Below are 22,532 nucleotides of genomic sequence, written 5' to 3'. Positions count from 1 at the left end.
CACGGAGACCACCCTGGGCATGAGCAGGCGTCGCCGAGGTACGGGCAACCGGGATGGCGTCCGCCGTTCCCGGGGCGACCGTTTCCACCCGTTCCGCCGATGACGTCGGTGCCCCCGACGCCCGTCGCGCCCGTCCCGCCGCCGAGCGAGACGACGCGCGGCATCCTGTGGGCGTTCGTCCCGTTCATCACCCTCGGGTACGGGACGCCGGTGTCCTTCCTCTACGCGGCGGTCAAGCGCAAGTCGTGGAGCCTGGGCGCGACGGCCGCCGGATACGGCGTCGGGACGGCCGGGGTCGTGTCGCTGGTCGGGTCCGACGACCCGTTCTTCGTCGCCATCGGCGTGCTCATGGCGATCATGCTGTGGATCGCGGGCACCGGGCACGCCTTCGCCGTGCGGAAGTCCGTCTTCCCCCGCGAGGTGCCGCGCAACCGCCTCAACCAGCACGCCATCGAGGTCGCCAAGTACCGCCGGACGCTGCGCGAGGAAGCCCGCGCGCTCGCCACCGAAGACCCGGCCCTCGCCCGGGAGCTGCGGATCGGACGTCCCGACGTGCCCCGCACCTACGATGACGGCGGTCTCGTGGACGTCAACCACGCGCCGCCGGAGATCCTCGCCGCGCTGCCCGGCATGAAGGCCGAGTTCGTGGAACGGATCGTCCGCCACCGCGAACAGCAGGGCGGTTTCGTGTCCGCCGAGGAGATGGCGGTGGACGCCGACATCCCGCCCGACGTCCTCCCGGAGATGGCCGAGTTCACCATCTTCCTGCGCTGAGTCAGCCGACCAGATACGTCAGAGGACGACCCGCAGGACGCCGGTGAGCGCGAGCTGCGCCAGCGACAGCGGCACCAGCCACGCCCAGGCGAGCTTCTGGAGCTGGTCCTCGCGCATGCGCGGGTAGCTGACCCGCAGCCAGATCACGCAGAACGCGAGCACGCCGCCCTTGAGCAGCGTCCACAACCATCCCAGCTCGGTGTTGAGGAACGGACCCTTCCAGCCGCCGAGGAACAGCACGGTCGTCAACGCGCACAACACGACGATCCCGGCGTACTCGGCGAGGAGGAACAGCGCGAAACGCAGCCCGCCGTACTCCGTGTACGGGCCGAAGATGATCTCGGAGTCGGCGACCGGCATGTCGAACGGCGGGCGCCGCAGCTCCGCGAGCCCGGCGACGAAGAACACGACGGCGCCGACCGCCTGCCAGGGCAGCCACCACCAGCGCCACTCGTCCACGATCCCCTGCATCGACAGCGTGCCCGCCGCCATCGCCACCGACGACGCCGCGAACACCATCGGCAGCTCGTACGACATCAGCTGCGCCGCGACCCGCATCCCGCCGAGCAGTGAGTACTTGTTCGCGCTCGCCCAGCCCGCCATGATCGCGCCGATCACGCCGACACCCATCACCGCGAGCGCGAAGAAGATCCCGGGTCCGAGGTCGAGCGCGACCTGCCCTTCCGGCCCGACCGGAATCACCAGCAACACCAGCAGGTACGGGACGAGCGCCACGCCCGGAGCCAGCTTGAACACCCACCGGTCGGCGTCCCGGGGGACCACGTCCTCCTTCTGCGCGAACTTCACGCCGTCCGCGACGAGCTGCGCCCAGCCATGGAAACCACCCGCGTACATGGGTCCGAGACGCCCCTGCATGTGGGCCATCACCTTGTGCTCGGCCTGCCCGACCAGCAACGGCAACAACGCGAACGCGCCCGCGACCAGCGCCAGCTTGACGACAACCTCAACCATCGCGCCCCTCCCCCTCCGGAGGACGCTCCCCAGACCCCGGAGGCGGGCCGCCGGGACCGTCCTCGTTCGGCTGGCGCTCCGCCGCGGTCGCCGAAGCGCCCGCCTCCGGGGAAGGCTCGCCTTCTGGGGGGTGGGCGCGGCGGGGGCGGGCCGCGCGTTCGGCGGCGGCGCCCCAGGCGCCCTCGTCGGGTACGCCGGGTGGACGGACGCGGCGGCGACTCGGGGCGCCGTGGCCCGATTCGCCTGGTTCCTTGGCGCCCGGCCAGGGCTTGGCCACGCGGGCGGCGAGGACGAAGTCCTTGCGGAGCGGATGGCCCTCGAACCCGTCGGGGAGCAGCAGCGGGACGAGGTTCGGATGGCCCTCGAAGAGGATGCCGAACATTTCCGCTGTTTCCCGCTCGTGCCATCCGGCCCCGCGATAGACGCCCGTGGCCGTGGGCAGGACGGGCGCGCGTTTCGGGACGCGCGTCCGGATGAGGAGGTGGTGGCGGCGTTCCAGCGAGTACACGTGCACGACGACGGCGAAACCCTCGGCCAGCTCGTCGACGCCGGTCAGCCAGTCGAAGAAGGCGCAGGACAGGTCGTCGCGGGCGAAGGTCAGCGCGTCCAGCCAATGCTCGGGCGGCACCCCGACGGCCAGGCCGCCGTGCGTCTCCTCCATGGAGATCTCGTCGGCGAAACGGGCGGTCCAGGCCTCCGACAGCGCCTGGACGACCGGTTCGTCGCTCACCGGTGGCGTCCGATCTCGTCGTCGTGGCCGTCGTCGACGAGCCCCGGAATGATCGACGGATCGTGATCGCGCACGTCGGCGGCGACCGGCACCTCGTCCTCGAAGACCACTTCCTCCTCGACGAACACCTCGTCGGCGGGCGGCTCCTCCTCGGGCGGCGCCGGGTGCGGTTCGTCCGGCACTGGCGGCGGTTGGACGGGACGCCGCAACACCGTCGCAGCCAACGGACGCGGCGCGGGCGGCGGGCTCACCGGCTCGCCGGAGCCGTCACCGTCGCGGGGAGCGTAACGGTCGCCGAGCGACTCACCGGCGATCTTGTCCTGGAGCCGGACGATGCCCTGCAACAGCGCCTCCGGACGCGGCGGGCAGCCAGGCACGTACACGTCGACGGGCACGATCTGGTCGACGCCCTTCGTCACGCAGTAGGAGTCCCAGTACGGGCCGCCGCAGTTGGAGCAGGCGCCGAACGAGATGACGTACTTGGGTTCGGGCATCTGTTCGTACAGGCGGCGCACGGCGGGCGCCATCTTGTCGCTCACCGTCCCGGACACGACCATGAGGTCGGCCTGCCGGGGCCCGGGCGCGAACGGGATGACACCGAGCCGGATGAAGTCGTGGCGGCTCATCGACGTCGCGATGAACTCGATGGCGCAGCAGGCCAGACCGAAGTTGAAGACCCACAGCGAGTAGCGGCGGCCCCAGTTGAGCACGAACTTGACGGGCTTCGGCGCCAGCCGCGACAGCGGTCCCACGCTCGGCGGCGGTAGATCGATAGTGCCCACGGGAGCATTGTTACAGCCCACCGCGATCTGGCCAGAGGCCCAGAGGAATCAACCCGGGATCAGACCCAGGACAGCACGCCCTTCTTGCCCGCGTAGGCGAGCCCGACCGCGAGGAACCCCAGGAAGACGAACATCTCGCCGAGCGTCGCCGCGCCGTACCCAGGAGCGGAGAACACCGTCGCCCAAGGGAAGAGGAACACCGCGTCCACGGCGAACACCACGTACAGGTAGGCGAAGACGTAGTACCGGACGTAGGAGTGCGCCCAACCCTCCCCAACAGGGTCGACACCGCACTCGTACGTGGTCAGTTTCTCGGCCGTGGGACGGCTCGGACGCAGCATCCGGTTCGCCGCCAGACCGCCCCCGACGATCCCGGCGCCGACGAGGAGCAGGCCGACTACCACGACATACGTGTCGAAATAGTTATGCACCAGAGCCTCCCCGGCTGCGTCTCATCCAGTATCCCCTTCAACGGCGCTCGGGGGAATGTGACCTTGTACCTCCACATCGGAGGCGCGGGATGTCATGGTTTTACTACAGACTAGGCTTTGCATTGGGGTCAGTTGACCTGGAAGGACGTGACCAGATGAGCAACCCTCCGCCGCCCCCGGGGTGGGACTCTCCGGGCGGTGCCTCCTGGCCGCCTCCGCCGCCGCCCGCAGGGCCCGGCGGACCGGGTCCGGGCGGGCCCGGAATGCCGGGTGGGCCCGGAATGCCGGGCGTGCCTGGGCATCCCGGTGGAGCGGGAGCCCCCGGCGGCCCACCGCCCCCGCCCGGCGGATACGGCGGTCCGGGGACACCGCCGCCCTTCTTCCCGCCGCCTCCCGGCGCCCCGATGGGTCCGGGCATGCCGCCGCCCAAGCGCGGCAACGGCGCGCTGATCGCGGCCCTGCTGGGCGGTGGACTGGTCGTCCTCGTCCTGATCGGCGTCGTGGTGTTCGTGCTCGCCGCGAACGGCGGCAAGACGCCGGAGGAGAAGCTGACGGCCGCCGAGACGAGCGTGTCCACGGCCCGCGCCGTCGCGCTCAACGGCACGTTCGGCGGCGCCGGGACGCTGACCGGTGAGCTGACCGTGACCAAGGGCGGCCGCGCGACCGGCCCGGTCACCTGGAACAGCGACCGCGTCACCATCCTGTCGGCCGACGGCAAGCTGTTCGTGAAGGCCGACCAGTCCTACTGGAAGCGGGAGATCTCCGCCTCCGACGACCCGTACTACCTGACCGCCGGTCAGCAGTGGGGACGGATGGACACCGACGAGCTCAACATCGACTTCAAGGCGCAGCTGTCGCCGACGGCGCTGGCGAGCCAGCTCGCCTCCGCCCGACGCTCGAAGATCAAGCCGATCGAGACGAACTGGAAGGGCAAGAAGGCGCTGAAGTTCAGCACGTTCTCGTCCACGATCTACATCAGCGACGAGGACGAGTCGCAGCTGCTGCGCTACGAGGCCACCACCCCGCGCGTCCAGGTGGACGTGACCCCGAAGAGCGCCAGCGACGCCGCGTCCGTCATCTCCGACATGCGGACGAACATCGGCGAGCTGAAGGACTCCTTCAACAGCTCGGCGCAGCCTCGGGTCTCCGAGTGGAAGAAGGGCGGCTGCAACGGCAACTCCGGTTGCACGGTCGAGGCGCAGATCCGTCCGCCGTACGACGTGGAGACGCCCGTCACGATCGACGTCCGGTTCCGGATCACCGCCACGACGCTGACCGGCCGCGACCTCGGCAACTGCACGACCCGGATCACCATCACCAGCTCCAGCCCGCAGTGGGCGAGCTGCCGGGTCACCAGCAGCGCCTGGACGAGCTGGGCCAAGGGAACGGGCGGAACGTTCTACAAGCACGCCTCGTACAAGGTGATCGGCGCCACGTCCGAAGAGGTCCAGGCGATGCAGAACGGCCTGGACAGCGAGTAACCCCCAGGTCGGCCGCACCGCGCGCTGATCCCGACAGGGCCACCGCCCGGTGGCGTTTCCCCCGGTTCCGGGGGAAACGCCACCGGGCACCCTTATGCTCATAAGGCGCCCCCCGGGACCGACGGCGCCCCCCTTGCCGCAGCGCACCCGTCGGCACCACCCGGAGGCCGCCACCAAAACCCCTTGCTTTGTGCCTGACTGTCGGGCCCGATGTGCGGGCCCCAAAAGTGAGCAGAGTGAGACCCAGTGAGCGCTGACCAGGACCCCCCGCCCCCGGCGGACCCCTCCCGCCCCCCACTCCCCGAACACGGCCCACGCGTCGGCCCACCACTCAGGCCGGGAGACACGCCGCGGGACGGAATTCCGCTCATACCGGCAGCCGGTCCCGCGCCGGGCACCGGAACCGGACCGCAACTCAGACCGCAGGCCGCGCCGGGACCCAGGCCGCAGGCCGCGCCGGGAGCCGGGCCACAGGTCGGGCTGCTCGGCGGACCACAGGCCGGGCCGGGTGCCGGGGCCGGGGCGGCGGTTGGGGCTGACGCCGGGGGCCGAGGTGGTTCGCGGAGGCGGCGGGTGGTCGCCGTGGCGGGGGCGGCGGCTGGAGCGCTTGTCGTGGGCTCGGTGTTGGCTGTGGTGTTGACCGGGGGTGGGGAGCCGTCTGGGAAACCGGTGAAACCGGCGGCGCCTGCCGGGCCTCCGGGTTGGTCTGTTCAGGCGGGGCAGTTGCTCACGTCCGGTAAGGGCGTGCGGTACGACGGGACGTTGACGGTGGGCGGCAGGCCCGTCCAGGCGCATCTGCGGGTGACTCCGGCGGGCTTGGCTACGGGCGCGCTCACGGCGGGCACTCTGCGGGCGGACGTCGTCGCCGTCGACGGTGACACCTTCATCAAGGCGGGCACGGTGTTCTGGCGTGACTACGCCGGGGAGACCCGCCACCCCGAGTACTACGCGGGACGCTGGTCCAAGGCGCCCGCCGCCCTGCCCGGCTTCGACGTGCCGGGCGTGCTCGGCCCGAAACACATCGCCCAGACGCTCACCAAGACAACAGCGAAAACACCCACGGAGAAGGTCAACGGCGTCCCCGCGTACCGGGTGAAGACGCCGGGCGCGGAGTACCTGGTGGCGACGGCGGCGCCGCATCGGCTGCTGTCCGTGCGGCCGTCCGGGCAGAACACGGCATGGTTCACGGCCGCGCCCTTGGCCGCACCGGCGACGCTGTTCGCGGAGTTGCGGCCGCGTGTCGCCAAGCTCGGCGGCGCCGCCGACCCGTGGCTGCTGTTTCGTCCCGGCACATTGACGTTCGACAACTGCGACCAGAACACCAACGGCTGCACCGTGAACGTCCCGGCCACGCTGACGACGCCCTCGGGCTCGGTGCCGTCGGGGGCGCGGGCGGCGTTGTGGGCGTCCATCACGTCCCGGGGCAAGGCGCTCGGCTCCTGCCGGACGTCGGGGCCGGTTCCGGCCGCCCGGTCGCTGGCGCTGCGCTGCACGGTCACCAGCAGCCAGTGGCGGCACTGGGTGCGGGACGCGCTCGACAACCCCGGCTCGTACCCGTACCAGGCGACGGCCCACGTGATCGGCGAGGCCGTGGGCACGGCGGACGTGTCCAAGCTGCTCGCCGCCGTCGACCGCGAGCGCCGCGCCGTCCTGAAGCCGAAGCCGAAGCCGTCGCGGAGCGCGCCGCCGCCGGAGGTCGCCCAGTCAGCGTCCCCGCCAACGCCGTGACCTGCCCGGTCGCGACGTTCCCGCCCGTGACAACCTCCTGCCGGAGACGTCAGGAGGGTAAGGCGCGGGGGCGGTGCCGCCGACCGGAATTGGCGCTGTCTACACTTCGGAGCGTGAACTCCACGCCCCCGGGGAGCCTCGGCTCCTCGACGATCCCCGCGCGTCGGCTGGTCAGGCGGTTGCACGTCGACCTGTGCCGTCAGCGCAGCTGCCTGTGTTCGGCGTGAACTAGAGGGCCCGTCCAGGTCGTACCAGCCGATAGGGTCTGCCCGAATCCGGAAGACCCGCCTGAACCCCGCCCCGAAGTGATACGTCTTGTGTTACGGGGTCACGACCTCCCTGAAAGCGGGACGTCACATGTCGGGTGGAATGCCGACCGCGGTCCATGCCTCTGCGGACCGGCGGTCACTGAGTAACGGGCGCCACGGGACCAGCCGTGTCATCGTCCCCGTGGGCCGTCCGTTCCCGCTAACACCATCTGATCCCGGACATACCATGAAGGTAAGCCTAAGTAGCGTCACGAACCTGGGTGCCTCCCCCAGGGCGGACGCTGCGCGTCGAGGAGGTCTTCCTCTGTGACCAAACAGGTCCAGCAGATCGACCGCGTCATCATCCGCTTCGCCGGTGACTCCGGTGACGGCATGCAGCTGACCGGCGACCGCTTCACCCAGGAGACCGCGGCGTTCGGAAACGACCTGTCGACGTTGCCGAACTTCCCGGCCGAAATCCGCGCCCCCGCCGGGACCCTCCCCGGCGTGTCCAGCTTCCAACTCCACTTCGCCGACCACGACATCCTCACCCCGGGCGACGCGCCCAACGTCCTGGTCGCGATGAATCCCGCCGCCCTGAAGGCCAACCTCGGGGACCTCCCCCGCGGGGCGGATCTGATCGTCAACACCGACGAGTTCACCAAGCGCAACCTCGCCAAGGTCGGCTTCGACGCCAACCCCGTCGAGGACGAGTCCCTGTCCGAGTACCGGGTGCACGCGCTGCCGCTCACCTCGATGACGGTCACGGCCCTCAGCGAGTTCGACATCTCCAAGAAGGACGCCGAACGAGCGAAGAACATGTTCGCGCTCGGGCTGCTGTCCTGGCTGTATGACCGTCCCACCGAGGGAACGACCTCCTTCCTTGAGAAGAAGTTCGCCAGCAAGCCCGTAATCATGAAGGCGAACCTCGCGGCGTTCCAGGCGGGCTGGTCGTACGGCGAGACGACCGAGGCGTTCTCGGTCCAGTACGAGGTCAAGCCCGCCGAGCACCAGCCGGGCCTGTACCGCAACATCACCGGCAACCTCGCGCTGGCGTACGGGCTCGTCGCCGCGGGCGTGCAGAGCGGGTTGCCGATCTTCCTCGGCTCGTATCCGATCACCCCGGCGTCCGACATCCTGCACGAGATCTCCAAGCACAAGCGCTTCGGGGTCCGGACGTTCCAGGCCGAGGACGAGATCGCCGCCGTCGGCGCCGCGCTCGGCGCCTCGTTCGGCGGGTCCCTCGGCGTCACCACGACGTCGGGTCCGGGCATCGCGCTGAAGAGCGAGACGATCGGCCTCGGCGTCGCGACGGAGCTTCCGCTGCTGGTCATCGACGTGCAGCGGGCCGGTCCCTCAACCGGACTGCCGACCAAGACCGAGCAGGCCGACCTGTTGCAGGCCATGTACGGCCGCAACGGCGAGGCGCCCGTCCCGGTGATCGCGCCGCAGTCCCCGTCGGACTGCTTCGACGCGGCGCTGGAGGCGGCCCGCATAGCGGTGAAGTACCGCACGCCGGTGATCGTGCTGTCGGACGGCTACCTCGCCAACGGCTCCGAGCCGTGGCGGTTGCCGGACGTCGCGTCCCTCCCGACGATCGAGCCGAACTTCGCGGCCCCGTCACCGGACGGGGAGTTCCAGCCGTTCCAGCGTGACCCCGAGACGCTGGCGCGGCCGTGGGCCGTCCCCGGCACCGAGGGTCTGGAGCACCGGATCGGCGGCCTGGAGAAGGCCGACGTCACCGGAAACATCTCCTACGACCCGGCCAACCACGACCACATGGTGCGGATCCGGCAGGCCAAGGTGGACGGGATCGCGAACGACATCGCGCCCCTCGACGTGGACGACCCGTCCGGCGCGGCGCGCGTCCTCGTGATCGGCTGGGGCGGGACGTACGGGGCGATCTCCGCCGCCGTCCGCCGCGTCCGGGCGCAGGGCCAGCACGTCGCGCAGGCCCATCTCCGGCACCTCAACCCGTTCCCCGCGAACCTGCCCGAGGTGCTGCGCTCCTACGACAAGGTCGTCGTCCCGGAGATCAACCTCGGCCAGCTCGCGATGCTGCTGCGCGGCCGGTTCCTCGTCGACGTGATCGGCTACAACCAGGTCCGCGGCCTGCCCTTCAAGGCCGAAGAGCTCCAGGGCGTGATCCAGGAAGTGATCGACAGTGAGTGACAACGGAACCAACGGAAACGGCGCCGTGAACGGGAACGGGAAGAAGACCCTGCTCTCGCTCGTCCCGAAGACCGACGTCAAGCAAACCTTGAAGGACTTCAAGACCGACCAGGAGGTGCGCTGGTGCCCCGGATGCGGTGACTACGCGATCCTCGCGGCCGTCCAGTCCTTCCTGCCGGAGCTGGGGCTTCGCCGCGAGAACATCGCGTTCATCTCCGGCATCGGCTGCTCGTCGCGGTTCCCGTACTACATGAACACCTACGGGTTCCACTCGATCCACGGCCGGGCGCCCGCGATCGCGACGGGGCTCGCGACGTCCCGTCCCGACCTGTCGGTGTGGGTCGTGACCGGGGACGGCGACGCGCTGTCCATCGGCGGCAACCACCTGATCCACGCGCTGCGCCGCAACGTCAACCTGAAGATCCTGCTGTTCAACAACCGGATTTACGGCCTGACGAAGGGCCAGTACTCGCCGACGTCCGAAATCGGCAAGATCACCAAGTCGACCCCCATGGGTTCGCTGGACGCCCCGTTCAACCCGCTGTCGCTCGCGATCGGCGCGGAGGGCACGTTCGTCGCCCGCACCATCGACTCCGACCGCAAGCACCTCCAGTCGGTGCTGCGCGCCGCCGCCCAGCACCGCGGCACCGCGCTGGTCGAGATCTACCAGAACTGCAACATCTTCAACGACAACGCCTTCGAGCCTCTGAAGGACGCCTCCGTCCGCGACGACATCACCGTCCGGCTGGAGCACGGCGAGCCCATCATCTTCGGCGCGGACCGGTCCAAGGCACTGCGCCGCAGCCCGTCCGGCTCGTTCGAGGTCGTGCAGGTCGCGGACGTCAGCACGGACGAGATCGCCGTGCACGACGCCCACAACCCCGACCCGTCGATGGCGTTCGCGCTGTCGCGGCTCGACCAGCCCGCGTTCGAGCACACCCCGATCGGGATCTTCCGCGACGTGGACCGTCCGTCCTACGACGAGCTGATGGCGGCCCAGCTCGCCGAGGCCACCGAGACGCAGGGCAAGGGCGACCTCGCGGCCCTGCTCAGCAGCGGCGACACCTGGCAGATCGACTGAGAACACGGCCTACCAGGCTTCACGCAGGCCCGGCCCCGGATTGCCCGGAGCCGGGCCTGTCACTTGTCTGAGAAGACCACCAGAAGAGATCATCTTGCGTATTGAAACCCGTGGAATGGGGCACGGTTCACACGTAGGCAGGCGGCCACCGGTCTTCCGGGCAGTCCCGATGCGGGACGGCGTCGCGTCCTGCAAGACTGGCGGGATCAGGTGACCGGGAGGTGACGATGCGCGTCAATCCGCGCCGCAGCAGGGGTCGTCGGCGGGACGATCCTCCCGTACCCGCCCCTACTCCTCCCAACCCCGCCCGGCCAGCCGTCGACGCGACACAGCCGTACCACCCCGGCCGCGTGCCCGCCCGACCACCCGAAGCTCGCGGACCGGTGACGGCCGTCCTACCACCCGCCCCGAACGTCCCCCCACCTCCGCCGCCACCCGTGCCGCCGCAGCCGGTGGCCCCACGCTCGGCGGCCGAGATCACGGCGGCGCGACGCCGTGCACAGGTGGCCGAGCGTCGGCGCGCGGCGCAGGAGGCCAAGCGCAGCCGAGCCGCGCGAAGGCAACAGCACCCTTACCCCGCCCCAACGGTCAAGGCCGCCGACCAACACCGCTCGGCCCTGCTGGTCATGGTCCTGACGCTCGGGCTGCTGATCGCGGCGGTCGTGGTGACCGGCGGCATGATCGCGTCCTCGATGCGAACGCGCCCGGTGACACTTGCCTCACCGCTACAGATCTATCCCGTCACACAGGTGATACCGGGCCAGTGCCCAGTAGGGACGCAGGGCATCACCGGAAGATCCGCCGCGGGCCCGACCTGCTACCGCCTCGTACAGGGCATCGTGATCTACAAGGTCGCGGACATGCGCGTCCAGAAGTCACGCGCACGATCCGGCGGCTACGACGTCGCGGTCACTCTCCGCCCGGTCGACCGAGACGCCTTCGCCAAACTGACCCGCAACACCATCGGCCGCGACCTGGCTTTCGTCGTCCGAGGACGGCTCATCATCCTCCCCCGCGTCGACATGGCGATCCTGGACGGCAAGATCGCGCTGACCGGCAACCCCGACAAGGCGTCCGCGAACAAACTGGCCCGCGAACTCAAGGGCCGCCGCTAACGGCCCCCGCCTCTGCGGCGCGTCCGAGGGGGCCGGACGCACATGGGGGACGATCGCAGAGGCGAGGACCCGCCTATGAGGACGGCGCGATGCGCTGCCCCCGGTCCACATGCGGAAGCCTGCCGACGATCGGCCGTCCCGCACCCAAGGCAGCGGCCCGCATGACCCGCTCCTCAATCGCGATCCGCGCCCACACGAGCTTCCCAGTCGCCAGTTCGGTCCACCCGCAGCCGCCGGACGCGAATGCCTGCACCAGGATCAGGCCCCTACCGTGCTGGCTGAATTGTCCGGGCGTCTGCAACACGGGACGGCCGGGATGGTCGTCCCAGACGCACATCTCGACACCGACGTCGAGCCGACTGACCCACGCGCGCATCTTCTCGCTCACGCAGTACCGCGCGGCGTTGGACGCCAGCTCAGACATGATCTGGCATGCGTCACTGCCGTAGGCGTCGAGCCCCCACGCGCTGAGGCCGCTCCGCACGAGGTCGCGAGTCAGGTAGACGGTTTCGCGGCATGCGGTCACTATTACCGCAAATTGGTTGGTTTGTTCCACCTTGCCTTTGGTGACGTTCACGGGGTGGCCTTTCGCAGTTCCGTTTCCAGGACACACCCTGCCGCGAGCAAGTACCGTTGTCCTATTGCGTTTCAAGATCGCCAATAAGGAGATCTCAGATGACAAGAGTGGACAACCTCGATCCGGACAACAACTCTTGGCACTGGCTGGCCGCTGACCTGCGGGTTTGGCGCCTGGAGCGCAACCTGTCGCAGGCCGACATCGGCCGGATCTGCGGGGTGGATAATTCTCGGGTTGCCAACTGGGAATCGGCTGGAGCAAAAATGCCGCAGAAGCACGCCGAAACTCTTGACCGAGTATGGAAGACTCGTGGCCATTTCGCCCGACTTCGCCGTTTGGCGGAGAGTGCTCACGACCCGAACTGGTTCGATCAGTACACGCAGTACGAGGAGAGGGCGGATGCAGTCTGCGCGTATTCCGCGCTCGTGATACATGCGCTCTTCCAGACCGAGGACTACGCGCGGGCGCTGATCGAGGGTGCGCAAGTTGTCGACGACGTCGAGGGCACGCTTGCCTCGCGGATGGCGCGACGCAGGATCTTGGACTCCCCTGATGCCCCTGACCTGCGATTGTTCGTGCGGCAGTCAGTGCTAGAAGACCCGGTCGGTGGCCCCGATGTTATGCGGGGACAGCTCGCGCACTTGTTGGAGCTGAGCCACCGCAAGGGTGTCGTGGTGCGAGCTCTCGCGAAGGCCAAAGCCACGCACGCAGGGGTTGATGGTTCGTTCACACTCTTGCGTTCAGAGCAGGTGGAACACGCCTGGTCGCCCGCTGTGAACGGCGGGCGGCTCGTAACCGACCCCGCAAAGGTAAAGGACTACCGGCTACGGTGGGACCTCATAGGGCATGATGCCCTATCCCGAGACTCGACCCGGAGTCTCCTGCGCGACCTGATGGAGGCCATGAAGTGAGCGAACCCGTGTGGCGTAAGTCCACCCGTAGCGGGGGCGCCAACGGTGGTGGCGATGGATGCGTGGAGCTGGCCGCCTTCTCCAGCACAGTCGGTGTCCGTGACAGCAAGGCCCCCGGGGCCGGGCACCTCACGCTCACAGCCGAGAACTTCACCCAGCTCATCACCGCCGCAAAAGCGGACAAGCTGAACATCTGACCTGACGCCCCCGGCAGCGGCCTCGTCCTTCTCAAGGATGGGGCCGTTCGTCATAGGAGCGCCCTCAGCCCGAGTGACGGAACAGCGGGGTGGCGGAGTGAAGGGGCGAAGAGGGCGGAGTGACGGGGTGGCGGAGTGACGGGGAAGGGGCCCCACAGCAGAGTGGCTAGGGTCGCGATGTGCGTCAGATGCCGTCGTCCGACATGGTCATCCTGATCTCGTTTCTCGCCGTTTTGTTGATCTTTTTCAGCATCGACGTGCGTTCGCGGGATTCGGCGGACTCGAAGCCGTGGCACGCACAACTCTTCGAATGGGCCTCCCGCATCGGCGGGGTTTCGGCCGCAGTGTCCCTGGCCCTGGGCTGGGTGGACCTCTTCATCCCGGACGAGAGCAGCCCGATCCACGTAGCACTCGTAGCCGTCCCCGGCTCCCTGGCCGTCCTATGCGCGATCATTCTGGGCTTGGAGATGCTCTGGCAACGCAGAGACCCGCTATGACTTCCCAGGCCGAGGCAACTCAGCAGGAACAGGAAGCCGCACTCCCCGGCTCTCTCCATCCGCATGCACTTCGAGCGAGCGAAGCACCGACCCACGCGGAACGTCAAAAACCAGAACACCCCGCACTTCCGCACCAGCCTCGACTCCCCAGGCCGTCCCCCTCCGCCGCCCCTCGATCAGAAGCAGCCCGGGATACTCATCACCCTCGTCCCGCAACCGCTGCACCTTGGCCTCGACAAGCACTTTCGCCGACCCCGTGTTGGCAACGTTGAGCTTCACCCGACACAGCGTCCCGCGCACGGTCACCCTCTTGATCTTCCCACCGCACCGAAACTCCGTCGCCGTGAACCTGATGTCACGGTCCATCACCGGCGAGCCAAAAACCCCCTCGGCCGGACGATTGACGTAACGGTAGACAGCAAGGGCTCCCACCCCCGCCCCACCAAGCAAGGCGACGACCAGGAGCACCAAAAAGACGCGAACTCCAACAGTCCGTCTCCCAGCGAGACGAATATCCCGAACAGCCAGCCACCCGATTTGCAGCGTGACCAGCGCATCAACAACCCCGACCAGAGGCAGCAGCCACCCAGCGGCCGCCCTCCGGTAACTAGTGATCACCAACAGCGCAATGCCAACCGCCAGAACCTGAACCCCAACGATGGCGGCGCCCGCCTGCACAGCCCGCCTCACAACCCCGAACGACGGCACACCCACATCAGCGGGCCGCTCAACGGACGGCCACCCGTCCAACCCCACAGGATCCGGCCGAGTACTTTGCGGGTCCAACACCCCACAAACCCTACTGATCTCCCACCAAAACCACGAACCAATCCCCCACGATCACCACCCTCGCCGCACCCCCATTACATTGAGCTACCGCATAATCACCACCCCGCGTCGAACCGACGTACCCGACCCCGTGGACGTCGAAAAGCCCCACCCTTACCAGAATCCCACCCAGGAAACTCCCGTATAGCATAAACTTGCTCAAGAAGCAGCACTTCCGCGCTTACCCACAACCGAAGCGTGAGTGATCCCGGATGTCTTACATGATTAATGGATTGAGAGTTCCGAAGGAACTGGTGTCGACCATCGAATCTGGCCGCTGGACTCCGCCACGAGAAGAAGAACCAACGTATCTGGCCGTCTTCGGCGAGCCGGCCGTGCACCCAATGTTCTACGACCTCGATACGATGGCACGAGAAAATAGTCATTGGCCCGGTCTGAGCGAGGACGAGGTATTTGGAAAAGAACGACCAGGAGAAAGCCTGGGAGTCGACTCCCGGAAGTCCCTCCTCGTTGCAGATCTCGGCCCCGACATGCCAATCGCTCTGGACTACCGCCTCAGCGAGAATCCCCGGGTAATCTACCTAAGAAATCAAAGTCCGACCGCCTGGGTGTACATCGCACCTGACATTGGATCCCTGATTTCTCAACTGGAACTCTAGTTTCGCTGACCACCCCACTCCCCTGTTATCTTTTTCACGTCCCCGCCGACCGCTGGTTGGTGGGCAGCCAGGTCACCCGGCCCGAAATGCCTTAAGCCCCCCTGTCGCAAGCATGATCCGGGGGGTGTTGTCACCGGGACGGGTGGCGTCGGTGGACCGCTCATTGGGACGAGGCAATCGTCTGTGACCAAGTCATCGTCTCGCCATAACGTGGGTGCGGTAACCGTCTGAGAAGATCACCAGCATGACCGAGTTCGATCTGGCCACCCTCGCGGCCGCCGTCCAGGAACGCAACGTCTGGACCAGCGGCGAAGCAGAACTCGACACCGGCGACCTCACCACCGGGGCCAGCACCAGCACCCACTACGAACTCGCAACCCCACAAGACCTCACGTCCCGCCTCGACGACCTCACCAAACACCTAAACCCTTGACGAATCCCAGGGGGAAACCCCCCGCCAGTAGGCGCCAATCAAGACGGGCGATCTCGGACGTCGGCGGGGTCAGGTTGGTTGGAGGTCAGGGGCGGGGGTGTGTTGCTTCGAACTTGGTTCTGTTTTGGACGACCTCTGCCTGGTGTTCCTGGACCCAGTGGACGATGCCGTCTACGGCGTTGCTGAGCGATCGGCCCAGTGGCGTGAGGGTGTACTCGACGCGGGGTGGGATTTCCGCGTACGCCGTCCTTGTCACCAGACCGTCCTTGGTCAGGAGCCGCAAGGTTTGGCTGAGCATCCGCTGTGAGATGCCTGCCACCTGTTCGTGGAGGGCAGTGAAGCGTAGCGGCCCGGAGGCGAGCGCGGCGATCACCAGGACGGTCCATTTGTCGCCCACCCGGGCGAGCACATCCCGTACAAGGTCGATGGTCTCGATGCACTCCGGGGCGACTCCCCTTGCCGCGAGATCAGAACGGAGGGTGGTGTCCATACGATTCTTCCTCTCGCGTAAGCAAGTGACGTCAAAGTGCGTGAGCCCGCGCCGGACTAATCCCAAAGGTCACGCCGTTTCCTACTGATCGTAACTGGCAGACAGGAGGACACGGCCATGACCAAGGATCGAGACCGCGCAGTACAGCAGGCCCACGGCACGCCGCCCGAGTCGGCTCCCGGTGGCGTCCGGCACGACACGTTCACGGTGACGCTCCGCCTCTCGGCGCCCCCCGGCGAAGTGTTCCGTGCGTTCGCCGACTCCGGCCTCCGGCGGCGGTGGTTCAAGCTCCCCGGCAGCGGAGCAACGTACGAACACGACTTCCGCGTCGGCGGCGGTGAGACCGCGTACAGCACCTTCGCGACTCTCGATACGCCACCGCAGCGGCTCAAGTACTGGTCGCGGTATCTCGACATCACCCCAGACGTCCGAATCGTTTATGTCTACGAGGCTCACGTCGACGGAGTCCTGCGCTGGACGTCCCTCGCGACCGTCGAGCTGCATGCCGAGCCTGATGGGACCGAACTCGCCTGGACGGAGCAGCTCACGTTCGTCGCACCGACAGGCGACGGAAGCGACGACCTGCGGCATGTCCACGGCGGGACACGCCTGCGGCTGAACGGCCTCGTAGCCGCTCTCGAACCAGCTGACACGCCGAGGAGGGCAACCTCGGATACGTAACGTGCGGCGCCTAGGTCAGTGCTGGCGCGATTCCGCCCTGAGAATGCGTGACTGACTTCAAAGTGCGTAATGGCGAGCGGGGCCGGTCCCGGCATTTTCAGCTCATACTGATAGTAAGTTGTGGCGTGCTCGTTCCACATTTTACTTCTCACCACCGCTTGGAATGCACATGACCAGAATTGGGATCATCCTCGGCACCACCCGTCCCGGCCGCGTCGGGCCGCAGGTCGCGCAGTGGGTCGAGAAGATGGCCGGAACACGTGTGGACGCCGACTTCGAACTCGTCGACCTCGCCGACTATGACCTGCCCCTGTTCGACGAGCCACGATCCCCACTGACGGGCGAGTACGAGCATGCCCATACCCGCGCTTGGAGCGCCAGGATCGCCGAACTCGACGGGTTCGTATTCGTCACCCCCGAATACAACCGGTCGATCCCAGCCGCACTCAAGAACGCCATCGACTTCCTCTACCGCGAGTGGAACAACAAAGCTGCGGGCTTCGTCGCGTACGGCAGCAACGTCAGCGGCGCCCGCGCCGTCGAACACCTCCGGCTCATCGCCGGGGCACTGCAACTGGCAACCGTGCGCACCCAGGTCAACCTGTCGCTCATGACCGACTTCGAGAAATTCGCGACCTTCACGCCTACCGAATTCCACGACGCCATGCTCCAACAGATGCTCACCGAAGTGACCACCTGGGCCAACGCCCTCGCACCACTTCGCCGAGCCTGAGCCTCGCCACGACGCGCGTCCGCAGGCACACGGCACCCGTGCGGGATGTTGGGCAGTCTTCTCCCCGACCATGCCCCCCGCCCACAGAATGGGTCGCAGTGCGCGGCCGTGACGATCATAGGGGAGCCGCCGGGCCGGGTTACGTTCAATGCTCTCAGCGATGACGGGCCAGGCGTTGGTTGGACGCGAACCCGAGGCCACACAGCCCTCCAGCTCGCCGGGATGCTAGTCCAGCGCGTTTCCGTCGGCGTCCTCGAGCCAACCGTGGCCATTTGGAGACACCATGACCCATGCCGGGCCATGATAATGCACGTAGAAGTGCTGCGCCGAGGAGGTCCCCGATTCGGGCCTATCATGTTTTTCGTTAATTGCTTTGACGACGTAGACGGTTTCACCTGGCGCCAGCCAGTAGTCGGAGGCGTATGGCTCCAAGGTCAGCCTGAGCACGTCGTCGCTGTCGTTGGCTATCGACATGCGGGCTACAGGGGTTAGCGTGTTGGCCTCGTGCTGCGGGTCACCGAGAGACATGACGCCAATATAGTGCAGCGCTTGAGAGTTGTTGGGTGAATCAGGCTGGCGAGCCAAGGCCTGCCCGCTAGAATGGGTCAGCAATTCTTTCGATTCCCCCTTTCCATGGGAGAAGGTCCTCGAAGTCACAGGCGACCACTACGGGGATACCGACCTCCCACAGGCCAACTATGACTCGCGACGTGATCTCTACGATCGAATCCGTCACACCGGACTCTTCGTCCTCTATTTCCACAAAAACTGGCCAGAACGTGAAGTCGCCTATTGTCTGTCCACTGGAAGCTCGATCCGAGTTGCGGCGAATCTCGACTTCTACTCCACCAATGACGGTCGTCGCCGTGGAATCAAAGTGGACCAGCAAGGTTCGAGACAGATTCTCCTGGACGACGGAGATCCGCTCTTCGTTGATAAACGCTTTACCGAACATGAATTACTTCTTCATTTGAGACTTGGCGTGGTGGCAATGGCGCCCTGCGGACGTGGCTGACGATCCGGGGCTGACGACCGTCGTCCATATCCACAGGCGTGAAGATCGGCCATCTTGACGTTGCAGGTCGTGGGCCTGGTGTGAGGGTGTCTGTCGGTGCTCGGGCTGGTTGGTGGTGTGTTCCGAGCGAGTGGTCAGCTGCCGTGACCATGCGGGGGTGGTTTTGGGCTTGCCTGCGATCGTGGGCACTGATCTGTATCTGCGGTTTCAGGGTGGTGCGGGTTCCTGCGACCGCTCCCCATCCCTTGTTGCCGGTGGGTCGGTCGCGGCGGGCCGGTAGTCACCGGTGGTTGCTCTGCTCGCGGCCGGTGCCGGGGCGATCGGTCACTGTTGGGTGGGTCGGGGCGCATTGGCTGTCGCGTCCGCCTGGGCGGTGTGGATCTCGGCCGCGTGTTCGCCGATCCAGGTCATCAGTCCATGCAGGAGCTGGGTGAGGCCGCCGCCGAGTTCGGTCAGCCCGTAGCTGACCGTCGGCGGTGTCGTTGGATGCACCGTACGGATGACCAGGCCGTCGTGCACCAGCGTGCGCAGTGTCTGGGACAGCATCTTCTCGCTGACGCCCTCGATCTTGGTGTGCAGTGCGGAGAACCGCAGGGGCCCGTCGCGCAGGGCGGTCAGAATCAGCGTGGCCCAGCGGCTGGTGACATGGTCGAGCACCGCGCGGGCTGGGCAGTCGACATGAAATACGTCACTCATCGTCCGCGTCGGCCTCTCCTCACCTAGACACCGTCGTTGGGTTCCTGGGCTTACCCGAAGGTACGTCCTTACGAAAGGTTAGCTTGTTCCGTACGTTCAGCCAGGACAACCCGACACGGAGGTGGCACATGGAACGAACCGCTTTGATCACCGGCGCGAGTCGTGGGATCGGCGCCGCGACCGCGGTCCGGCTGGGCGGTTGCGGATTTCACGTGATCGTCAATTACCGCAGCGACGAGACCGCGGCGCGTGCTGTGGTTCAGGAGATCGAGAAGGTCGGCGGCACGGCCGAGGCGGTCCAGGCCGACGTGCGCGAACCGGCCGAGGTGGCCAGGCTCGTCGCCGCCACCACCCGCGTCGACCTGCTGGTGTGCAACGCCAACATCCCGCCCACCTTCGCTCCGCTGAGCATGATGAGCTGGGCGGACTTCGCCGGAAAGGTCACCGGCGAGTTGGCGGCCGTCTTCCACGTCACCCAGCGGGTGCTCGAGCTGATGCGCGAGCAGCGGTCCGGGCAGATCGTGTACGTCTCCAGCGTGGTCGCCGATATGACCATGCCGAACGCGATCTCGCACGCCACCGCGAAGGCCGCGCTCAACACCTTCGCCCGGCAGGTCGCGGCCGAGGCCGGCCACTATGGCGTGACCGCCAACACCATCGCCCCCGGCATGGTGCGCACCGAGGCGAGCAGCGCGGCGCGCACCCCGGACAGCGAAGTGCGCTTCGCCAAGAACTCCGTCCTCGGCCGGATCACCGAACCCGACGATGTCGCGGCACTCATCACCACGATCGCGGAAGGCGGATTCCACGCCGTCTCCGGCGCCCTCATCCCGATCGACGGCGGGTTCCGGATGTTGAACAGCTAGGAAAGCTCGGCGGCGGATCTTGAGCCTGGTCGACCCGGGTTGGCAGGAGGTCTGTGGGCTCCGGGCCGGGTCGAGGCTGAAGCGGTGGAGTGATCACGCAGTGGTTAGGGGGTGGGCTCGGGGGTCGTTGGGGTGGGGGTGTCCTTACCTCGGTGACTGGAGCCTCTTAGGGGGAGTTCCTTCATGGCGAAGACCGCCAGGAGGCCCAGGAGGGCTACGGGGACGCCTACCAGGAAGACGGTTTCGAGGGAGCTGGTGAAGGCGTCTCGGACGATGTCTCTGATCGGTTGTGGGAGCTTCGCGATCTCGTCTGGGGAGCCCAGAGTGCTGCCGCCGGAGGGGCGGGAGATTCCGGCGGAGCGGAAGCCGGAGGCGATCTCGGACGCCACTCGGCTTGTGAGGATCGCGCCGAAAGCGGCTACCCCCATCGCGCCGCCCAGGTTGCGGAAGAACGAGACGCCGGACGTCGTGGACGCCAGGTCGGCGGTCGAGGCGGCGTTCTGGGCGGCGAGGATCATGATTTGCAGGGTCAGGCCCATGCCGATGCCGAGGATGGCGACGTCCACGCCGATGAGCACCTTCGACGAGTCGGTGTGCAGGCGGGACAGGAGGAACATCGCGGTGGCCACGCAGGCCATTCCGGCTATTGGGAAAAGCTTGTAGCGGCCCGTCCTGGTGACCACCTGGCCGGAGCTGGTGGACGTGACCAGCATGCCGAGGACCAGGGGCAGCGTCATCAGGCCGGACGCCGTGGGGCTCATGCCCTTGACGATCTGTAGGTACTGCGGCATGTAGATCATCGTCCCGAACATCGCCATGCCGAGGCAGATGGAGATGAACGACGTCAGGACGAACGTCGGGTTGCGGAACAGGCGGGGCGGGAGGATCGGGTCGCGGGCGCCGCGTTCGGCGACGACGGAGAGCACGATCAGTACGACGGCGGCGATGACCAGGCCGTACGTCCACACGGAGTTCCAGGCGAACTGCTTGCCGCCCATGGAGAGCAGCAGCATCAGGACGGCGGCGCCACCGGTGATCGTGAAGGCGCCGAAGACGTCGATGCGGGTGTCGCGGCGGATCTTCGGCAGCGTCAGCACCCGCTGGATGACGAGGAACGCGACGATGGCGATCGGCACGCAGACGTAGAAGCACCAGCGCCAGCCGAGGGCGTCGGCGTCGACGATGAAGCCGCCGACCAGCGGTCCGGCGACGGTCGCGACGCCGAACACGGCGCCCATGAAACCGGCGTAGCGGCCGCGTTGGCGGGGCTCGACGACGTCGCCGAGAATGACCTGGGCTAGTGCGGACAGGCCGCCCGCGCCGAGGCCCTGGCCGGCGCGGGCCGCGATGAGCTGGCCGATGCCCTGGGAGAGTCCGGCGCCCATCGAGGCGATCACGAAGATGCCGAGTGCGGTCTGGAACATCAGCTTGCGTCCGGCGATGTCCGAGAGCTTGCCCCACAGGGGCGTGGACGCGGTCATGGTCAGCAGGGACGCGCTCGCCACCCAGGACAGCTTGTCCTGGCCCCCGAGGTCGCCGACGATCGTCGGCAGCGCCGTCGCGATGACCGAGTTGGAGAGCATCGCGGTCAGCATCGCCAGCATCAGGCCGGAGAGGATCTCCAGGATCTGGCGGTGCGTGTACTGCGGTCTCGCTTGCTCTGACGCCGCCGGGCCGTGCGACGCCACGCTCGCCTGAGCCACCCTGCCCCCATGCTGGAATACATTCCAATGAATTAGCTGTGCTCTGCATGTATCTTATGTAGACACCTGTTTACTTGCAACTCCACGGAACTGGACACGGGCGGTGACCATCGCCAGGATGTGGTGATGCAGGTCAAGGAGGAGGCCGAGCGCGCCAGGCCGAAGCGCGACCGGGAGGCGACCCGGCGGCGCATCCTGGACGCGTCCCGTGACCTGTTCGGCGAGCACGGGTACGACGGCGTCACCGTCCGCATGATCGCGGCGCGGGCGGAGGCGAACACGGCGCTCGTGCACCGGTACTTCGGCTCGAAGGCGGCCTTGTTCGGCGAGGTCCTGGCGGGTGAGTCCCTGTTGCGCGAGGTCATCGCCGGGGAGCCCGACAGCCTGCCGCGCCGCCTCGCCGAGCACTTCGTCGCGCAGCTCTACCGTCCGTCCGGGACGCCCGTCTCGCGGATGCTGGACCGGTCGGCGGGGCAGCCCGAGGTCCAGGAGATCCTGCTCCACCACCTGCGGGACATCATCGTCGAGCCCCTGATCGAGCAGCTGGACGGACCGGACGCCCGCGCCCGCGCGCACCTCGCGACCACGATCATCATGGGCGGCGGGCCGCTTCGACGGCTGCTCGGACTGCACGATCTGCGCGCCACCGACCAGGCGGCGCTCACCGACCGGCTCACCGCCATGTTCACCGCCGCGCTCGCCGCGCCCGCGGACCACTGACACCCCCGCCGCGACCGATTTCGAGTGACCCAGCGAGGAGCGCGACTTGAC

Annotated in this window: 26 protein-coding genes; 15 read left to right on the top strand and 11 right to left on the bottom strand. The window is 67.5% G+C overall.

The window, feature by feature from the left end:
• The first annotated feature begins 99 nt into the window (after window positions 1-99).
• Window positions 100-774, top strand: a complete 675-nt coding sequence (locus ABD808_RS18615) for a ComEA family DNA-binding protein (RefSeq protein ID WP_344898290.1) — start codon at window positions 100-102, stop codon at window positions 772-774.
• Between the two features lie 18 nt (window positions 775-792).
• On the opposite strand, the gene ABD808_RS18610 is transcribed toward ABD808_RS18615, so the two are convergent.
• From ABD808_RS18610 to ABD808_RS18595, 4 genes are read right to left on the bottom strand one after another with little or no spacing between them, the layout of a single operon-like run.
• Window positions 793-1,746 (bottom strand): complex I subunit 1/NuoH family protein, encoded by a 954-nt coding sequence (locus tag ABD808_RS18610; RefSeq protein WP_344898288.1) that lies wholly within the window; start codon window positions 1,744-1,746, stop codon window positions 793-795.
• Window positions 1,739-2,476: an NADH-quinone oxidoreductase subunit C gene (locus ABD808_RS18605; RefSeq protein ID WP_344898286.1), complete on the bottom strand. Its 738-nt coding sequence runs from the start codon at window positions 2,474-2,476 to the stop codon at window positions 1,739-1,741. Before ABD808_RS18605 ends, ABD808_RS18610 begins: the two co-directional genes overlap by 8 nt.
• Window positions 2,473-3,258 carry an NADH-quinone oxidoreductase subunit B gene (locus ABD808_RS38520; protein WP_425548943.1) on the bottom strand — a complete coding sequence of 262 codons (786 nt, stop codon included), beginning with the start codon at window positions 3,256-3,258 and terminating at the stop codon, window positions 2,473-2,475. Before ABD808_RS38520 ends, ABD808_RS18605 begins: the two co-directional genes overlap by 4 nt.
• A gap of 59 nt (window positions 3,259-3,317) precedes the next feature.
• Entirely contained in the window at window positions 3,318-3,689 is a 372-nt protein-coding gene (locus tag ABD808_RS18595) for an NADH-quinone oxidoreductase subunit A (RefSeq protein ID WP_344898284.1), read from the bottom strand.
• Between the two features lie 281 nt (window positions 3,690-3,970).
• Between ABD808_RS18595 and ABD808_RS18590 the strand changes: the two genes are divergently transcribed.
• The 5 genes from ABD808_RS18590 (at window position 3,971) to ABD808_RS18570 (ending at window position 11,514) form a co-directional block, all read left to right on the top strand.
• Entirely contained in the window at window positions 3,971-5,170 is a 1,200-nt protein-coding gene (locus tag ABD808_RS18590; protein WP_344898282.1) for a hypothetical protein, read from the top strand.
• Between the two features lie 723 nt (window positions 5,171-5,893).
• On the top strand, window positions 5,894-6,898 hold the full coding sequence (locus tag ABD808_RS18585; RefSeq protein WP_344898280.1) for a LolA-like protein: 1,005 nt from the start codon (window positions 5,894-5,896) through the stop codon (window positions 6,896-6,898).
• A gap of 575 nt (window positions 6,899-7,473) precedes the next feature.
• The gene (locus tag ABD808_RS18580) at window positions 7,474-9,318 is read left to right on the top strand and encodes a 2-oxoacid:acceptor oxidoreductase subunit alpha (protein ID WP_344898278.1); all 1,845 of its coding nucleotides are present in this window, start codon (window positions 7,474-7,476) and stop codon (window positions 9,316-9,318) included.
• The gene (locus ABD808_RS18575; RefSeq protein WP_344898276.1) at window positions 9,311-10,399 is read left to right on the top strand and encodes a 2-oxoacid:ferredoxin oxidoreductase subunit beta; all 1,089 of its coding nucleotides are present in this window, start codon (window positions 9,311-9,313) and stop codon (window positions 10,397-10,399) included. The genes ABD808_RS18580 and ABD808_RS18575 overlap by 8 nt, the downstream gene beginning before the upstream one ends.
• A gap of 503 nt (window positions 10,400-10,902) precedes the next feature.
• Window positions 10,903-11,514, top strand: a complete 612-nt coding sequence (locus tag ABD808_RS18570) for a SecDF P1 head subdomain-containing protein (RefSeq protein ID WP_344898274.1) — start codon at window positions 10,903-10,905, stop codon at window positions 11,512-11,514.
• Window positions 11,515-11,587: 73 nt separating this feature from the next.
• Here ABD808_RS18570 and ABD808_RS18565 read toward each other — a convergent pair whose 3' ends face one another.
• Entirely contained in the window at window positions 11,588-12,070 is a 483-nt protein-coding gene (locus ABD808_RS18565; RefSeq protein ID WP_344898272.1) for an ATP-binding protein, read from the bottom strand.
• A gap of 119 nt (window positions 12,071-12,189) precedes the next feature.
• Here ABD808_RS18565 and ABD808_RS18560 point away from each other — a divergent pair, with 119 nt between their 5' ends.
• From ABD808_RS18560 to ABD808_RS18550, 3 genes are all read left to right on the top strand, one after another.
• Window positions 12,190-13,002 (top strand): helix-turn-helix domain-containing protein, encoded by an 813-nt coding sequence (locus ABD808_RS18560; RefSeq protein ID WP_344898270.1) that lies wholly within the window; start codon window positions 12,190-12,192, stop codon window positions 13,000-13,002.
• On the top strand, window positions 12,999-13,199 hold the full coding sequence (locus ABD808_RS18555) for a DUF397 domain-containing protein (protein WP_344898268.1): 201 nt from the start codon (window positions 12,999-13,001) through the stop codon (window positions 13,197-13,199). The genes ABD808_RS18560 and ABD808_RS18555 overlap by 4 nt, the downstream gene beginning before the upstream one ends.
• Before the next feature lie 179 nt (window positions 13,200-13,378).
• Entirely contained in the window at window positions 13,379-13,696 is a 318-nt protein-coding gene (locus ABD808_RS18550) for a hypothetical protein (RefSeq protein ID WP_344898266.1), read from the top strand.
• Here ABD808_RS18550 and ABD808_RS18545 read toward each other — a convergent pair.
• Window positions 13,691-14,446 (bottom strand): DUF4352 domain-containing protein, encoded by a 756-nt coding sequence (locus tag ABD808_RS18545; protein WP_344898264.1) that lies wholly within the window; start codon window positions 14,444-14,446, stop codon window positions 13,691-13,693. The two genes, ABD808_RS18550 and ABD808_RS18545, sit on opposite strands and share 6 nt — an antisense overlap.
• A gap of 290 nt (window positions 14,447-14,736) precedes the next feature.
• Between ABD808_RS18545 and ABD808_RS18540 the strand changes: the two genes are divergently transcribed.
• Both ABD808_RS18540 and ABD808_RS18535 read left to right on the top strand, forming a co-directional pair.
• Window positions 14,737-15,144: a hypothetical protein gene (locus ABD808_RS18540; RefSeq protein ID WP_344898262.1), complete on the top strand. Its 408-nt coding sequence runs from the start codon at window positions 14,737-14,739 to the stop codon at window positions 15,142-15,144.
• A 244-nt stretch (window positions 15,145-15,388) separates the two neighbouring features.
• Window positions 15,389-15,577, top strand: a complete 189-nt coding sequence (locus ABD808_RS18535) for a hypothetical protein (RefSeq protein ID WP_344898260.1) — start codon at window positions 15,389-15,391, stop codon at window positions 15,575-15,577.
• An 85-nt stretch (window positions 15,578-15,662) separates the two neighbouring features.
• On the opposite strand, the gene ABD808_RS18530 is transcribed toward ABD808_RS18535, so the two are convergent.
• Window positions 15,663-16,067, bottom strand: coding sequence for a winged helix-turn-helix transcriptional regulator (locus ABD808_RS18530; RefSeq protein WP_344898258.1), 405 nt, complete (start codon window positions 16,065-16,067; stop codon window positions 15,663-15,665).
• A gap of 117 nt (window positions 16,068-16,184) precedes the next feature.
• On the opposite strand from ABD808_RS18530, the gene ABD808_RS18525 reads away from it, so the two are divergent.
• Window positions 16,185-16,748 (top strand): SRPBCC domain-containing protein, encoded by a 564-nt coding sequence (locus ABD808_RS18525; protein ID WP_344898256.1) that lies wholly within the window; start codon window positions 16,185-16,187, stop codon window positions 16,746-16,748.
• Between the two features lie 169 nt (window positions 16,749-16,917).
• Complete coding sequence (locus ABD808_RS18520; RefSeq protein ID WP_344898254.1) at window positions 16,918-17,481, top strand: NADPH-dependent FMN reductase; 564 nt, start codon at window positions 16,918-16,920, stop codon at window positions 17,479-17,481.
• A 225-nt stretch (window positions 17,482-17,706) separates the two neighbouring features.
• Here the strand turns inward: ABD808_RS18520 and ABD808_RS18515 are convergent, their stop codons facing one another.
• The 3 genes from ABD808_RS18515 to ABD808_RS18505 form a co-directional block, all read right to left on the bottom strand.
• Window positions 17,707-18,009, bottom strand: coding sequence for a hypothetical protein (locus ABD808_RS18515; protein WP_344898252.1), 303 nt, complete (start codon window positions 18,007-18,009; stop codon window positions 17,707-17,709).
• 67 nt (window positions 18,010-18,076) lie between these two features.
• Window positions 18,077-18,436, bottom strand: coding sequence for a hypothetical protein (locus tag ABD808_RS18510; protein WP_344898250.1), 360 nt, complete (start codon window positions 18,434-18,436; stop codon window positions 18,077-18,079).
• A 384-nt stretch (window positions 18,437-18,820) separates the two neighbouring features.
• The gene (locus tag ABD808_RS18505) at window positions 18,821-19,192 is read right to left on the bottom strand and encodes a winged helix-turn-helix transcriptional regulator (RefSeq protein ID WP_344898248.1); all 372 of its coding nucleotides are present in this window, start codon (window positions 19,190-19,192) and stop codon (window positions 18,821-18,823) included.
• A gap of 128 nt (window positions 19,193-19,320) precedes the next feature.
• Between ABD808_RS18505 and ABD808_RS18500 the strand changes: the two genes are divergently transcribed.
• Window positions 19,321-20,058 (top strand): SDR family oxidoreductase, encoded by a 738-nt coding sequence (locus ABD808_RS18500; protein WP_344898246.1) that lies wholly within the window; start codon window positions 19,321-19,323, stop codon window positions 20,056-20,058.
• Between the two features lie 104 nt (window positions 20,059-20,162).
• Here ABD808_RS18500 and ABD808_RS18495 read toward each other — a convergent pair whose 3' ends face one another.
• Window positions 20,163-21,761, bottom strand: a complete 1,599-nt coding sequence (locus ABD808_RS18495; RefSeq protein WP_344898244.1) for an MDR family MFS transporter — start codon at window positions 21,759-21,761, stop codon at window positions 20,163-20,165.
• Between the two features lie 126 nt (window positions 21,762-21,887).
• Here ABD808_RS18495 and ABD808_RS18490 point away from each other — a divergent pair, with 126 nt between their 5' ends.
• Window positions 21,888-22,481 carry a TetR/AcrR family transcriptional regulator gene (locus tag ABD808_RS18490; protein WP_344898242.1) on the top strand — a complete coding sequence of 198 codons (594 nt, stop codon included), beginning with the start codon at window positions 21,888-21,890 and terminating at the stop codon, window positions 22,479-22,481.
• Window positions 22,482-22,532: the final 51 nt, after the last annotated feature.

It is taken from the genome of Actinomadura meridiana (assembly GCF_039537545.1).
Taxonomy (GTDB): Bacteria; Actinomycetota; Actinomycetes; order Streptosporangiales; family Streptosporangiaceae; genus Spirillospora; species Spirillospora meridiana.
Note: the sequence above shows the minus strand (reverse complement) of the source record. Positions and strands in the feature narration are given on the sequence as shown.